General features: G+C 53.2%; 13 protein-coding genes. 9 read left to right on the forward strand and 4 right to left on the reverse strand.

The features are described 5' to 3' along the window. The first annotated feature begins 221 nt into the window (after window positions 1–221). Entirely contained in the window at window positions 222–1,541 is a 1,320-nt protein-coding gene (locus tag GC101_RS04735; protein WP_171716327.1) for a glycosyltransferase family 2 protein, read from the forward strand. An 89-nt stretch (window positions 1,542–1,630) separates the two neighbouring features. On the opposite strand, the gene GC101_RS04740 is transcribed toward GC101_RS04735, so the two are convergent. Beyond that, window positions 1,631–2,722 (reverse strand): threonine aldolase family protein, encoded by a 1,092-nt coding sequence (locus GC101_RS04740; protein ID WP_171716328.1) that lies wholly within the window; start codon window positions 2,720–2,722, stop codon window positions 1,631–1,633. Between the two features lie 192 nt (window positions 2,723–2,914). Between GC101_RS04740 and udk the strand changes: the two genes are divergently transcribed. The 7 genes from udk to GC101_RS04775 all read left to right on the forward strand — a co-directional run bounded on the left by udk (window position 2,915) and on the right by GC101_RS04775 (window position 10,837). Beyond that, on the forward strand, window positions 2,915–3,544 hold the full coding sequence (udk, locus tag GC101_RS04745) for a uridine kinase (RefSeq protein ID WP_039296931.1): 630 nt from the start codon (window positions 2,915–2,917) through the stop codon (window positions 3,542–3,544). A 531-nt stretch (window positions 3,545–4,075) separates the two neighbouring features. Then, complete coding sequence (locus tag GC101_RS04750) at window positions 4,076–4,933, forward strand: carbohydrate ABC transporter permease (protein WP_171716373.1); 858 nt, start codon at window positions 4,076–4,078, stop codon at window positions 4,931–4,933. Next, window positions 4,930–5,808 (forward strand): carbohydrate ABC transporter permease, encoded by an 879-nt coding sequence (locus tag GC101_RS04755; RefSeq protein ID WP_171716329.1) that lies wholly within the window; start codon window positions 4,930–4,932, stop codon window positions 5,806–5,808. The genes GC101_RS04750 and GC101_RS04755 overlap by 4 nt, the downstream gene beginning before the upstream one ends. A gap of 40 nt (window positions 5,809–5,848) precedes the next feature. Then, the gene (locus GC101_RS04760; protein WP_171716330.1) at window positions 5,849–7,237 is read left to right on the forward strand and encodes an ABC transporter substrate-binding protein; all 1,389 of its coding nucleotides are present in this window, start codon (window positions 5,849–5,851) and stop codon (window positions 7,235–7,237) included. A 108-nt stretch (window positions 7,238–7,345) separates the two neighbouring features. Beyond that, window positions 7,346–8,335, forward strand: a complete 990-nt coding sequence (locus GC101_RS04765; RefSeq protein WP_171716331.1) for a LacI family DNA-binding transcriptional regulator — start codon at window positions 7,346–7,348, stop codon at window positions 8,333–8,335. Between the two features lie 165 nt (window positions 8,336–8,500). Then, the gene (locus GC101_RS04770) at window positions 8,501–9,496 is read left to right on the forward strand and encodes an N-acetylglucosamine kinase (RefSeq protein ID WP_171716332.1); all 996 of its coding nucleotides are present in this window, start codon (window positions 8,501–8,503) and stop codon (window positions 9,494–9,496) included. Window positions 9,497–9,502: 6 nt separating this feature from the next. Then, a complete protein-coding gene (locus tag GC101_RS04775) occupies window positions 9,503–10,837 on the forward strand; it encodes a 6-phospho-beta-glucosidase (protein WP_171716333.1) in 1,335 nt (444 codons plus the stop codon). Window positions 10,838–10,918: 81 nt separating this feature from the next. Here GC101_RS04775 and GC101_RS04780 read toward each other — a convergent pair whose 3' ends face one another. From GC101_RS04780 to GC101_RS04790, 3 genes are all read right to left on the reverse strand, one after another. Beyond that, complete coding sequence (locus GC101_RS04780) at window positions 10,919–11,635, reverse strand: FtsB family cell division protein (RefSeq protein WP_343049591.1); 717 nt, start codon at window positions 11,633–11,635, stop codon at window positions 10,919–10,921. 222 nt (window positions 11,636–11,857) lie between these two features. Further along, a complete protein-coding gene (locus tag GC101_RS04785; RefSeq protein ID WP_171716335.1) occupies window positions 11,858–12,283 on the reverse strand; it encodes an HIT family protein in 426 nt (141 codons plus the stop codon). A gap of 121 nt (window positions 12,284–12,404) precedes the next feature. After that, the gene (locus GC101_RS04790) at window positions 12,405–13,220 is read right to left on the reverse strand and encodes a helix-turn-helix domain-containing protein (RefSeq protein ID WP_343049592.1); all 816 of its coding nucleotides are present in this window, start codon (window positions 13,218–13,220) and stop codon (window positions 12,405–12,407) included. Between the two features lie 127 nt (window positions 13,221–13,347). Here GC101_RS04790 and GC101_RS04795 point away from each other — a divergent pair, with 127 nt between their 5' ends. Beyond that, window positions 13,348–14,634 (forward strand): Gfo/Idh/MocA family oxidoreductase, encoded by a 1,287-nt coding sequence (locus GC101_RS04795; protein WP_171716337.1) that lies wholly within the window; start codon window positions 13,348–13,350, stop codon window positions 14,632–14,634. The last annotated feature ends 42 nt before the right edge of the window (window positions 14,635–14,676 follow it).

Consider the following 14,676-nt stretch of genomic DNA (forward strand, 5'->3'; position numbering starts at 1 on the left):
TTAGAATGGTCTTCACATTGAGGATAATAAGTGGAGAAAATCCAACTATTTAAATTAAGCTGTGATTTTCACCAAACTTAGCCCTTGCTTCCGAAGTTATTTTGTTCGTAGGATATTCAATGGAGTATAGCTCACAAAATTTAGCCCATGCTTCCGAAGCGAGTTTTATTACGAAGTGAGCCTGGAAGCATTGCTCCATAAAACTTTTAGGAGGACTGATTATGGATCACCGCGGGGACTTACATGAAGCAGGAATGCATCTGCTGCATCAGCTGAGTGACGATATTCATCATCCGCCCGCCGGGGGTCTGACCCGTGAAGAGCTGATCCGCCAGGGCAGGAATATCAGCAGCAGCGAGAGTGATGCCGGAATCAAAGAACATCTGGAGACGCTAATTGGTGTCCTGGATGCCTTTCTGGCAGGCCGGGCTTCAGATGACGCGCTCCAGTATTATGTCAGCACTCAATTCAATATTCAGATCGATGAGATAATTGGGTTCATGCAGGGGCTTGCCGCCCTCAGCAGCAACGGGCCTGATGCGCAGGAGTCTACACTTAATCTGGACGCCGGTCCCTCAAGCCATCCGAAGGTCAGTGTAATTATTACTACTTATAATAGAAAAGATTTCCTGCAGCAGGCAGTGAACAGCATTCTGCGGCAGGATTATCCGCATACTGAAATTATCGTCATTGACGATTGCTCAAGCGACGGTACGCAGGAGATGATGAACGCCATCTTCGGAGCAGAGCCACGCGTCATCTTCATGCAGAATGAGACCAACAGCGGCCCCGGCAACAACCGCCGCAGAGCGCTGGCCGCACATGGCGACGGGGAATTCATCCTGTTCCTGGACGATGATGACTATCTCATTGACCGCAGCTATTTCACCAAAGCGGTGAAGGTACACCGGCTGAATTCGGAGCTGTCTTTTGTCGCCGCAAATGTATTCCTGGAGTATTCCCAGTCGCAGAAGCTCACCATCTCCAGTCTGGGGCTGAGTCCCGTCACGGACAAACACGACTATTTCATGAACTTCGAGCGGAAGAACTATCCCAAGCCGGCATCAACCTTAACCGCCATATTCAAGCGCGAGGCACTGATGAGTATGGATATTCTGAATATGAGTATGGTCAACGATGCTTCTATATACCTGCGTGCGCTGCTGATCGGTGATGCCGGGTTCATTGATACGCTGGCGGGCGTGTACCGGATTCACGGCAACAATATCACCTTCAATCTCAGCCAGTCGTTCCTGATCGAGAATCTGGAGGAGAAGCGCAACATCCGCAATATGGCCATCGAGCGCTTCGGCTACAGCAAGGCGGAAATGAATGAGTGGTTCAACCATAACGTCTATGATACGATCTCTTACTACCTGATGAACTCCGCCAAAAGCCACAGCGACTTCAAGTTCATGTATAGCTGGGCAAGCGACCACTCTCCTCAGGCCTACAATCGATTGAAGCGCCAGTTCCGCACCAAGCTGATGAAAAAACAGCTGCTCCGCGTTTCCTTCGTACGGGCGCTGATGAACCGTTAACGGGACAGACCGGCTAGATGTACGGTGTAACTCTCCACACAAAAAGCAGCTTCCCCCTATAAGGAAGCTGCTTTTTCTTTTTGCCCGCCTTAGATTTCCTGCAGCAGCTTATCCAGCAGCCGGAAGGCTTCTTCCAGCGCAGGCTTGGACACTCCGCTGTAAAGATCCCCGATGTTCAGCTCATACGAGCATGAAGCTTCTCCTGTTTCTTTCAACCGCGGTGTCAGCCCGATTCCCGATTCCTTGTACACCTGAATCAATACCGGAGCAAGCTGCTCCCTGGATAACGCGAAATGTACATGGAACATGTTCGAGACCGGCACCTCCGGCAGCGTAGACACCTTATGGCAGCTGTTGAATAAGGCAGCCAGCTCCTTGGCCTGCTCATAATACCCGGCCATCCGGCCGATCCGCTGCCCGTAATAATACTTAGCCGTCAGGATATACGGATAGAGACTGATTAGGTCACCGCCATGGCGCCGTTTCCAGATCTTCGACTCCTCCGTGAATTCCCGGCTTCCAGCCAGGATCGCTCCGGCAATTCCTCCGATGCCTTTGTAGAAGGAAATATATACGCTGTCGAACAACCCGCAGACCTCGGCAGCTGTCTTGCCGTAGTATGGCAGCACTTCGAACAGCCGCGCCCCATCCAGATGAAGAATGATCCCCTGCTCCCGGCAATAGGCCGAAATAGCTTCCAGCTCGGCATACTCCGGCAGCTGCCCGCCGATTTCCCGCTGGGGAAGCTCAATCAGCAGACAAGCAATACCCGCCCCCATATTCTTAACATCATCCAGTGTGATCAGGCGGTCTTTATCTGCCAGCAGCAGCGGCTCCAGATGATGCAGCTCCTTCAGCCCGTCCTGCTCATGAATCTCCAGGTGGCATAGCGGGTGATAGGCCACTCTTTTGCTGCCTTTGCGGTCACTCCAGATCCGCAGGGCGATCTGCTGGGCCATCGTGCCGCTGGGGAAGAATACACTGCTTTCCTTGCCGAGCACCCCGGCCATCTCCGCCTGGAAATCCTCTATTACTGCGCCTGACCCATACAAGTCGGCAGCGAGCTGATCCTCCACTCCGGCCAGCGCTTCCTTCAGCACGGATATCCCTCTTTTGCCATGGCCTGCCAGCTGCACTTCTGTCCCGTTAAAAGCTTCCAGTAAAGCATTCTGCTCATTCATTCCGCTAATCTGCTCCCTTTAAATATGCTCGATCTGTACGAATACTTGAAATTATATCATTTTCCGCTAAAATACCCGATTTATTTGAAAGTTCACATGATATTCCCCTGATCCAAGGTGAAATAAGTTGACCGCTGTGCTACAATATTGGAATTGCAAAGGCAATCGCTTAGGGAGGTTTATAAAAACACCATGCTTATTATTGGTATCGCCGGCGGGACCGGTTCCGGCAAAACGACGGTAGCGCGATCCGTTATTGACCGTCTTGGATCTGACAAAGTGACGTTCATATCTCAGGATAACTACTATAAAGACCATTCTTACCTCAGCATGGCTGAACGCGGTGCGATCAATTACGATCACCCGCTGGCCTTTGATACGGAACTGCTGATTGAACATTTAGATTGTCTGAAAGCCGGACAAGCCGCATTTGCCCCAGTGTATGATTTTACCGTTCATGCCCGCTCTACCGAGAAGACCGTTCGGCTTGCACCGAACAATATCGTCATTCTTGAAGGGCTTCATGTCCTCTCCGACGAGAAGCTGCGCGAGCAGCTGAACATTAAGGTATTCGTGGATACCGACCCCGATGTGCGTATCCTTCGCCGGGTACTGCGCGATATCGAGGAACGCGGCCGGACGATCCGTTCGATCCACACACAATACCTGACCACAGTTAAGCCGATGCATGAAGCTTTTATTGAGCCGTCCAAGAAATACGCTGACCTGATTATTCCGGAAGGCGGACAGAATGAAGTAGGTATTCAGCTGCTGTCCGTACTGACCGAGAAGTATCTGTCCGGCGATCATCAGTGGACGTAAGCAGAGCAGCAATCTGCCTATACCTTAGTTAAATGAGAGCCGCCCGGCCAAGCCGGGCGGCTCTTAGCTGTGGCCGGGCGGCCGGACGCAGTTACTTTCCCGGAATCACCATCGATTCTTCCATGCGAAGAATATATCACATCACTTCCAGCAGACTTATGAAACATAGTGCTAACAGGCTCAGATTCAATCTTAAAACCCTCCGTATATGTAACCTTACCTTACGCAACATGCATGATCGCAATGAAATTTCCTGCATTTTTAGCAACACATCCCTTTACGTTGTTATATTTATTGACTGGTAGCGCTTTATTAACGAAATAACTGTTGATTATTTCCGTTCCATCCACTATGATTAGTGCAACAGAGCGAACTAAAAGTTAAAGCGGTTAAACTTATTATTTGTTTATTCTATTTGAATTAGCATTAAACGACTTTTATTTATCCTTAAAGTTAAAGCGCTTATACTTTTAAGAAAGAAAGGCTGGTGTGTTCGTGATTAAGAGTGAGAGCCGGCGGCAGACGTTCTACATGTATCTGTTCATTTCCCCATGGCTGATTGGCTTCCTTATCTTCGCCCTCTATCCTATCTTGTCGTCGCTGTACTACAGCTTCACCGATTATGACATTATTCATCCGCCCAAGTTCATCGGGCTCGCCAACTACACGGAGATGTTCCATAACGAGCTGTTCTGGCGGTCCGTAAAAGTCACGCTAAGATATACCTTCATCAGCGTGCCGGTGCAATTACTGCTCGGTCTCGGGTTCGCCCTGCTGCTGCATCAGACCATTCCCTGGCGCGGCTTCTTCCGGACAGCGATGTATTTCCCGAGCATGGTCTCCGGCGTTGCGATGTCGCTCCTCTGGTACTGGATTTTCAACCCGCAGATCGGCCTCTTCAACTACATGCTCTCCTGGTTCGGCATCCACGGCCCGGCCTGGCTGATGAATCCCGATACGGCGCTGTACGCCCTGATCATCATGTCCTTCTGGACAGCAGGCTCCGGCATGATCCTCTTCCTCGCCGGTTTGCAGGGGGTCCCGGTCAGCCTGATCGAAGTCGCTAACCTTGACGGGGCAGGACGCTTCCGCATTTTCATGAATATTACACTGCCGATGATCTCACCCGTCCTGCTGTTCCAGCTGATTATGGGTCTGATCGACTCCTTCCAGGTGTTCACGCAAGCCTTCGTCATGACCCAAGGGGGACCTAACTACTCCACCTGGTTCTACGTCTACAATCTGTATACCAGTGCCTTCAAGGAATACCGTGCTGGCTACTCTTCAGCCCTTGCCTGGATACTGCTGATTGTCGTCATGCTGTTCACGGCCGTCATTATGAAGCTGTCTAATCGCTATGTCCACTATGAAGGAGGCAGCCGCCGATGAGTACCGTTAAGGCCGCGAGCCCGCTTAGCCCGCCTTCCCGGCTGCGCCGGAGAGTTGATCCCGTTAAAGTCGCCAGCTTCATCACACTGATAATCACTACATTCCTCATGCTGCTGCCGCTGTTCTTCATGGTCTCCACCTCGCTGAAGTCGAAACGGGAAATGCTGAAGTTTCCGCCGACTTTTCTGCCGGAGAGCTGGGCCTGGAGCAATTATACCGATATTTTTGAGACTCTCCAGTTCGGCACACTGTACAAGAACAGCCTGATAATCGCCGGCCTCTCCGTCTTCGGCACCCTGCTCTCTTCGGCGCTGGTCGCTTACGGGTTCGCCAGATACCGGGGGCGCGGCAACAACTTCTGGTTCATCCTGCTGCTGAGCACGATGATGCTGCCTTATCCGGCCATTATGATTCCGCAGTTCGTGCTGTTCTCCAAAATGCAGTGGATCGACACCTTCCTGCCGCTGATCGTGCCCGCCTTCTTCGGCTCGGCGTATAACATCTTCCTGCTGCGGCAGTTCTTCTCTACACTGCCCGAGGAATTGTTCGACGCCGGACGGATCGACGGCTGCGGCGAGCTGCGGATGTGGCGGACCATCGCGCTTCCGCTGTCTGCACCGGCGCTGGCGACCGTTGCAATCTTTGCTTTTATCTATAGCTGGAATGATCTGCTGACCCCTGTGCTCTACTTAAGCTCGTCGGACAAATTCACGCTTCCGGTCGGCATGGCCTCGCTCACCTCATCACGTTTCCGCATTCCGCCATGGCATCTGCTGATGGTTGCCTCGGTCCTGGCTATGGTTCCGATCGTCACTCTGTTCGCTATCGCCCAGAAGCAGTTTGTGGAGGGCATTGTGCTGACAGGCATTAAGTAATCCGGGTCCACAATACTTGAAATCATGGAGGGATTGGACAATGAACAAATTCATGAAGAGCAAGAGGCCGGCCGTCCTGCTTACAACAGTTCTGACAGCAATGGTAGCTGTATCGGGCTGCGGCGGCGGCAAATCAGCAGGGAATGTCGCAGCAGGGGACAGCGGAGCCGGGAACTCCGGCGGGTCCGGTGAACAGGTGACAATATCCCATTATACGATTGACTCGGAGGACCGCACGTTCATTGAGAAGCTGATTCCCGACTTCGAGCAAGAGCATCCGAATATCAAGGTTAAGGTGGAGAAAGCACCTTACGAGCAGTTCGACAGCAAGCTGCAGACGCTGATTGCCGGCGGCAATTCCCCGGATGTTACGAGCCACTACGGATACGGCGGTTTCGCCGAGTATTATAACAAAGACATGCTGCTCGACCTGACCGACCTCATTAAGGAAGACGGCTTCAAGGCCGAGGACTATAACATCCCCGAGAATCTGATGAAGATCTACACGGTGAACGGCCATACCTACGGCATACCGGTCAATATGTACGTCACCCTGATGCTCTACAACAAGGATATGTTCGATGCGGCAGGTGTCTCCTATCCGCCAAGCGATTATGAAGATAAGAGCTGGACTTTTGAGCGGATGGTTGAGGATGCCAAGAAGATGACCCTCGTCTCCGACGATATCGCCAAAACGCAATACGGCGTAGACTTCACCTGGGCGGAACGGGATATGCGGCCGCTGTACTTCGGGGCAGAGCCTTACTCCGCGGATACCTGGACCAACGGCGGCGTTCCTTCCGAGACACATTTCGACTCCCCTGAGGTCATTGCCGCTTACCAGAAGCTGTTCGACCTTGTCTTCAAGGATAAGGTGTCCCCCACTTCCGAGTGGAGTAAAAGCGTAGCCGGACAGAACGGCGACCCGTTCGTTGCAGGCAAGATCGGGATGTCGATCGGCGGTTCCTGGAACCTCGCAGGGGCTAACGACTTCCCGTTCAAAATCGGCGTAGCCGCAGTGCCATGGGGCGGCAATGAGCAGGTGCGCAGCACACTGTTCGTCGATCCGCTGCTGATTCTGAAGGATTCGAAGCATCCGAAGGAAGCTTTTGAATGGATCAAATACCTGATGACCACCGAGGTCCAGGAGAAGTCCATTGAGCTGAGCGGCGGCAATCCGCCGGTCAACACCGCAGCGGCTGAAGTTTATTACAAGCATTTTGACGGAATTGATCCGGAGGATGTGAAGAAGGTCTACGAGGGCGCGGTCAAATACGGCTATGAATCCTATAACCATCTGATCACCAACTACTCGCAGATCAACGATATGTTCATTAATGAGCTGCAGCCTGTCGAGACCGGACACAAGACGCTGGAAGAGGTGATGCCGGTGATTCAGAAGAAAGTAACGGAGATTATCAAAAGATAAGGCGGCTTCAGCCGCTGCGGCAATTATACGTTTAGCGGAACACCGGCGCTCCCTGTATACTGGAGACAGATACTAGCACCGGAAAATCCGCCGCAAGGAGCGTTTGAGATGAAAGTAAGTATTTTTGATGTAGCCAAAAAATCAGGGCTGTCCGTGGTCACCGTATCGCGGGTATTAAACGGCGCCGGGTCTGTGCGGGAGAACAACCGCCAGAAGGTGCTCGATGCGATCAAAGAGCTGGATTACCGCCCTAATGCGGCTGCGCGCAGCCTGGCCAGCGGCAAGACCGGCATCATCGGCCTGATTGTAACGACACTTCAGGATTCCTTCTTCGATGCGGTGGTCAAAGAGCTGAATGAGACGCTGGCCCTGCATGGTTATTTCCTGGCAATCTCCATCTCTACGGGCATCGGCTCGGACGAGAACCACTATCTGATTCAGGAAGACCGCGTAGACGGGCTCATCCTGCTCTCGCCGATGAAAGAAGACAATTATATCATGGAGCTGAAACGGCGGGGTATCCCCTATGTGCTGATTGACAATCAGCTGCCGGAGAACGATACCTACTCGATTACCATCGATAACTTCAAAGGCGGATATGCCGCGGCCAGCCACCTGCTGGAGCTGGGACATACCTCCATCGCCCATATCTGCGGGCAGGAAATGTTCCGCAGCACGCGGGAACGGCGCGCCGGCTTCCAGCAGGCACTGCAGGACCGGGGGATTACCCCGTTCGAAATCGTCTCCGGCGAATTCGAGATCGAGATGGGTTACAGCACGGCGAGACGCTGGCTGCAAGCGGGCACACTCCCCGCGGCTGTATTCGCCGGAGATGACAATATCGCTCTCGGCGTCATCAACGCCCTGATGGAAGCGGGAGTGCGGGTGCCTGAGGAAGTCGCAGTGGTCGGCTATGACGACCACTATATTGCTTCCCAGCTCCGCCCGCACCTGACCACCCTGCGACAGCCGGCGGACAAGATCGGAGTGGCGGCAGCCGATATGCTGCTGCGCAGACTGAGCGGCGAGATGAAGCGCGGCTCGAACATCCGGATCGACCCGGAGCTGATCATACGGGAATCTACGCTGAAATCCTGATGATGTGATGCTATCAAAACTAAGCATATGCTTCCGAGGCGAGTTTTGCGAAGTGGGCATCAAAGAAGGTTAGGCTATCAAAACTAAGCATATGCTTCCGAGGCGAGTTTTGCGAAGTGGGCATCAAAGAAGGTTAGGCTATCAAAACTTTAGGAGTGACGACCATTGGCTTACTACTTGGGGATCGATGGGGGAGGCAGCAAAACCTACGCCCTCCTAAGCGATGAACACGGCCATATTCTCGGCAAAGGCAGGAGCGGCAACGGTAATCACCAGACCGGAGCGCAGCAGGCGGCGGCAAGTATCCGCGAAGCAGCCTTGGCCGCTCTGGCTGAAGCCGGACTCCGGCTGGAGGATATCAGGCATACGTACCTGGGCCTTGCCGGGGCCGACCGCAAGACCGATTATGAGATCCTTCATCCGATGATCCGCGGCATCGGATTTACTGCATATACGATCAGCGGCGATCCGATGATCGGCCTGCGGGCGGGTACGGACCGCCCCTACGGGGTAGCCCTGATCTGCGGCACCGGCACTAACGCGGCCGGCCGCAACCCGCAGGGCCAGCACTTCCAGTGCGGCGGCTTCGATTATATGTACGGCGATTTCGGCGGCGGCGGCGCACTGAATATCGAGGTCTTCCGCACGGTCATCCGCGCCTGGGACGGCCGGGAGGCCGCAACCCTGCTCACGAAGCCGCTACTGAAGCTGCTCGGCTATGAACGGGTGAATGATATGTACAATGATTTCCTCGATCACGGCAAGCAGGTGCCGCTGGATGCCGCCCGCTTGCTCTTCCCGGCGGCTGCCGAAGGTGATGCTGCGGCGCTCGCCATCCTGCACCGTCAGGGCGTGGAACTGGGCAAGGCGGCAGCCGCCGTAATCCATAGATTAGGCATGGAGAACGATGGTTTTGATGTAGTGCTGGCCGGAAGCCTGCTGACCCGGGGCGACCGCGGCTGGATCCGGGATCCGATCGAACAGGCTGTGCGTGAAGCGGCTCCGGGTGCGTCTATAGTGACTTTAACTACGGAGCCAGTCGTCGGCGCCCTCTGGTCGGCGCTGGAGAGTGACGGCATCACGATAAGCCATGAAATGTATGAGCAAATGCGTCCCTTTCAGGAATTTGAACATATCCCCACCACAACAAGACAGGAGTGATTCATCTTGGCAGTTAACCAAGGTCTTAAGATCGCCGTGATCGGCGGGGGTTCTTCCTATACCCCGGAACTCGTAGAAGGCTTCATTCTGCATTACAAGGAGCTTCCGGTGCGGGAGCTATGGCTTGTGGATATTGAAGCCGGCCTGCATAAACTGAACATCGTGGGCGCTCTGGCGAAGCGGATGGTCGAGAAATCCGGCCTCCCTATAGAGGTCCACCTCACCACCGACCGCCGCGAGGCCATTGCAGGTGCCGACTTCGTCAGCACCCAGATCCGCGTCGGGATGCTGGATGCCCGCGCCCGCGATGAGTCCATTCCGCTGAAATACGGCGTGATCGGCCAGGAAACGACCGGCCCCGGCGGAATGTTGAAAGCGCTGCGCACGATCCCCGTCATCCTCGGCATCTGCCGTGATATCGAGGAGCTGGCTCCGGACGCCTGGCTGCTCAACTTCACCAATCCGGCAGGTATGGTGACCGAAGCAGTACTGCGGTATTCGAAGGTAAAGAGCATCGGCCTCTGCAATGCCCCGATTGGTCTGATTAAGCAGGTATCCGCCAAATATAATGCGGCCCCAGACCGGATCTATGCCGAGTTCGTCGGCCTCAATCACCTGCACTGGATCACCCGCATTGATGTCGAAGGTGAAGACAAGCTGGATGACATGCTGGCCGATACCGCCGGCTACAGCGCGAAGAATGTTCCGGCGCGCGAGTGGAACCCCGAGTTCCTGCAATCGCTGCATGCCCTCCCCTCTTATTATTTGAAATATTTCTATATGACGGATGCGATGCTTGAAGAGCAGCAGGCCTCGGCCTCAAAAGGCGAGAACCGTGCAGAAGTCGTCAAGCGCGTGGAGGAAGAGCTGTTTGAAATCTACGGAAACCTGGAGCTTAGCGAGAAGCCGAAGCAGCTGGAGCAGCGCGGCGGGGCTTTCTATTCGGAGGCTGCCGTCAACCTGATGCGCTCGCTGCATAACGGCACCAATGACATTCAGACGCTGAATGTTGCGAACCGCGGCATCCTGGACTTCCTGCCGGATGATGCCAGCATCGAGGTCAACTGCGTTGTCACCAAGACTGGCCCACTGCCGCTGCCGCTGACCAAGATTCCGCCGATGGCCAAAGGGCTAATCCATGCGGTCAAGACCTACGAGCAGCTCGCCATCGACGCTGCCGTTACCGGAGACCGGAGCCTGGCTATTCAAGCTTTGGCACACCATCCGCTTGTCCCTTCTGTAGAAGTAGCTATCGCTATGCTGGATGAGATGCTGGAAGCGAATAAGGAGTATTTGCCGGCATTCTTCGGGCAAGAGGTCCCCGCTGCTTCTGTCTTATAAAGTATTAAGTCATGTATTAAGTCATATAAAAAGCCCGTGCTGACCGCAAATGAACCATTGCGGCTGGAACGGGCTTTTGCATTATTTTACAATGATATAGCGGTACGTTTCGCCTTCAATTTTGACATCCGCATACAGCGGCTTGCTGCCCGACTCTACTTCGTCAGGAACTTCAGCCAGATAGACCAGAGTACCATTCTTGAGCGGTTCAATTTCGGAAATACTGGTATAGGTGAAGTCTTCTCCGCCGTTTTCTTCCATGGTGGAAAAGGTGCTATATTCGTATTTGTTATCATATTTAACCTTTACATCTGCTACAGCATCCGCATCCATGGCCTCTCCGGCCAGGTTCTTCGCCTGTAAAGTGATTGCCAAATAGGTTGTACCCGGTTCCTTAGCTTCATAATACGTATAGAAACTTCCTGGCTTGGATGGTATAACCTTCTTGGCAAAAGAGGTCTTCGTAATAGTATACTCGCCGATCCCATCAATCACCAGCGGTGTGCCCTTCACCATTGTCTTTTGATCATCCCCGGCATCCGCCACTGCAGTACCGGCTTCTTCGCCTGCGGGTTCCACGACTTCCGCTTCTCCTGCTGCAGTTACAGGTAACACAGAGGCTTCTTCCTTCAATTTGTCATTCTCTGCCTTCAGCTGCTTGTTCTCTTCCTGCAGTTTGCTGATCTCTGTCTTCAGTTTCTCCGTGTTCTCTCCTGCGGAGCCTGATTTCCCCGAAGAGCATCCAGCCACCGATAACGCCAGCATAGCCGCAGATAACCAGATACTTATTGTTCTCACTTTCATATGACACCCCAATATTTGTATTTTAACTCTAATATTATATAGCAGATCCTGGGCCAAAGGATAGAAAAAAATGTAATATTGTGTCACAAATATAATCAAGAACCTGGTACAGCTGGCTCAATAAAAAAGGCATTCCAAGCCATTACGGGGCCAGGAATACCTTCATTTATAGGAGCGGCAGTTAAGGCTGGCCCCTCCAATGTTGAACTGAAGTGTTTATTGCAAATACGCCCTAATCTTCCCGATCATCTCCTGAACCTCTTCATCCGTCAAATAGGTCTGGCCCGGATTCATCTGGAAGGTGGAGCCAAAGTCCGCCTGCCCGTCATACTTCGGAACGATGTGCATATGTAGATGATGCAGCTTGTCGCCGTAAGCGCCATAGTTTATTTTATCCGGCCCGAAGGCCTGGTCCACCGCTGCGGCTACCTGCGCAACATCATTCATGAATGCGGACAATTCGTCTGCGGTAAGCTGGAACAGCTCTTTTACATGATCGCGGTAGACCACATTGCATCTGCCCTTATACGTCTGCTCTTTGAACAGAAAGACTGTCGAAACCCCCAGCTCGCAGATTTCAATCATCAGGTTGTCCCGCCGTTCATCCTCCATACAGTACATACACTCCTGATTCTTCTCCATATCTTCAGATCCTTTCGCCTCTGGATTACACTGCGTTATCTTAGTACACGCTCTATACTGCTCCACAAATCTGCTGCCGACTATTAAAACGGTTACACTCTATCAAATTCGAAGCTCCTGGTTATGCCCGGTGCTGCTTGCGGTACTGCAGCGGAGAGCGCCCCGTAATTCCCTTGAACATCCGCCCGAAATGAGCAATGCTGTCGAAGCCCGTCGCTTCTGCAACCCGGGTGATCGGCCAGTCCGTTTCCGTCAGCAGCGTCTTCGTCTCGCGGATGCGGACATAATTCAGGTACTCGATAATTGTAAAGCCTGTCGTCTGCTTGAACGTCCGGCACAAATACGTGGAGCTGATGAAGAACTGCTCGGCAATCCCGCCAAGGGTAAGCTTCTCGCCGTAGTGCGCATCCAGATATTCAATGATGCCATACACCCGGCGCTGCCCCTCGCTTTGTTCGGGAGAGACCAGAGCGGGCTTCGCCTTGCGTATCCGCTCCAGCTGGATCAGCAGCTGCAGCAGCAGCGTCCTGGTATATTCACCGCCCCACAGCTTAGCCTCCTTCTGTTCCCCCAGCATGGCGTGGAGCAAATCAGCAATCACTCCCTGTTCATGCGCAGTAGGCCTCAGCAGGAAGCTCTCCCCCTCAAAAATACTCATCCAGTTCGGCCCGGGAGCGGCCGGTTCCAGATACGAATCATCGAAGCTGACCAGGACCCGCTCATGCGGCTGGTGGTTTCCGCCCGTTGTGCGGTGCAGATGATTTTTGTTAATAAATACAAGATCTCCGGCCTCCAGCGCGTAAATGCGGTTGCGGATATAGTAATGCCGTTCCCCGGACAGCAGATAGTAAATCTCGTAGAAATCATGGAAGTGGTCGATGTCCATATTGAAATATCCGCTCCGCTTGAGCTGCTCGATCTGAAAGATGGGCTCCACTCTGCACCAGGCCTCCCGCCAGGATAAGATATGCATACTTTCCGGTTAAATAGACTAAATACCGTTCACTTTCTGCATTTCCTATACTATAAAATAGAATCAAATCCAAGTAAATGGAGTGATCCCCTTGTCCAAAAAGAAATATGTAATCGTCGGCACCGGTGGCCGGGCCGAATTTTTCTACGGCGCTCTTGTTACCGTTTACAACGAAACGTCCGAGCTGGTCGCTATCTGTGATGTCAATCAGACGCGGATGAATTTCGCTAATCATATGCTGACTGACAAATACGGCTATCATGATGTGCCTACCTACAAAGCCGAAGATTTCGACCGGATGATTGCCGAAACCAAGCCTGACTATGTACTGGTAACCACCATTGACCGCACGCATCACAAGTATATTATCCGCGCAATGGAGCTTGGCTGTGACGTCATTTCCGAGAAGCCGATGACGATTGACGAAGAGAAATGCCAGGAGATCTTCGATGCCATCGAGCGTACCGGCAAGAATCTGCGTGTCACCTTCAACTACCGCTATGCACCGCATAACACGAAGATCCGCGAGGTCATTATGGACGGCGTGCTGGGCGAGATCCTGTCCGTCAATTTCGAATGGCTGCTGAACACCCAGCATGGGGCGGACTATTTCCGCAGATGGCACCGCGACAAACGCAACAGCGGCGGCCTCCTGGTGCACAAATCGACGCATCACTTCGACCTGATGAACTTCTGGCTGGCTTCACAGCCGGATACCGTGTTCGCGATGGGCGATCTGCGCTTCTACGGCAAGGAGAATGCCGAGAAACGCGGCATCACCGAGTTCTACCAGCGTGCCTACGGCAGCAAGGCTGCCGAGAACGACCCGTTCGCGCTCCATCTGGACCGCAATGAGCACCTGAAGAGCATGTATCTGGATGCCGAGCATGAAGACGGCTACCAGCGCGACCAGAGCGTCTTCGGAGACAATATCAGCATCGAAGATACGATGAATGTTATGGTCAAATATAAGAATAAGACGGTCATGAACTATTCGCTCAACGCGTATATGCCGTGGGAAGGCTTCATCATCGTCTTCAACGGCACACAGGGACGGATGGAGGTCCGCATTACCGAGCAGTCCTACGTTAATTCCGGCGGCAAAAAAGAAAACGAAGGCGCGCTGGAAGGCGTGAATATCATGATCTATCCGCACTTCAAAGAGCCTTACCGCGTGGAGTTCGAGAGCAGCGCAGGCGGACACGGCGGCGGCGATCCGGTGCTGCTGCGTGATATTTTTGACAAGAAGCAGGAAGACCGCTTCAACCGCGCAGCCTCGCATAAGGACGGAGCAATGTCGATTATGACCGGCATTGCCGCCAACCGCTCGATCAAGACCGGCCAGCCGGTGAAGGTTGACGATATCTGGAAGGCGTAGCCGTCCAGCCGTCTTCCCTTCCCGCTGGGCTTATAGAAGAAG

The sequence above is a fragment of the Paenibacillus phytohabitans genome (genome assembly GCF_013141775.1).
GTDB lineage: Bacteria > Bacillota > Bacilli > Paenibacillales > Paenibacillaceae > Paenibacillus_AQ > Paenibacillus_AQ phytohabitans.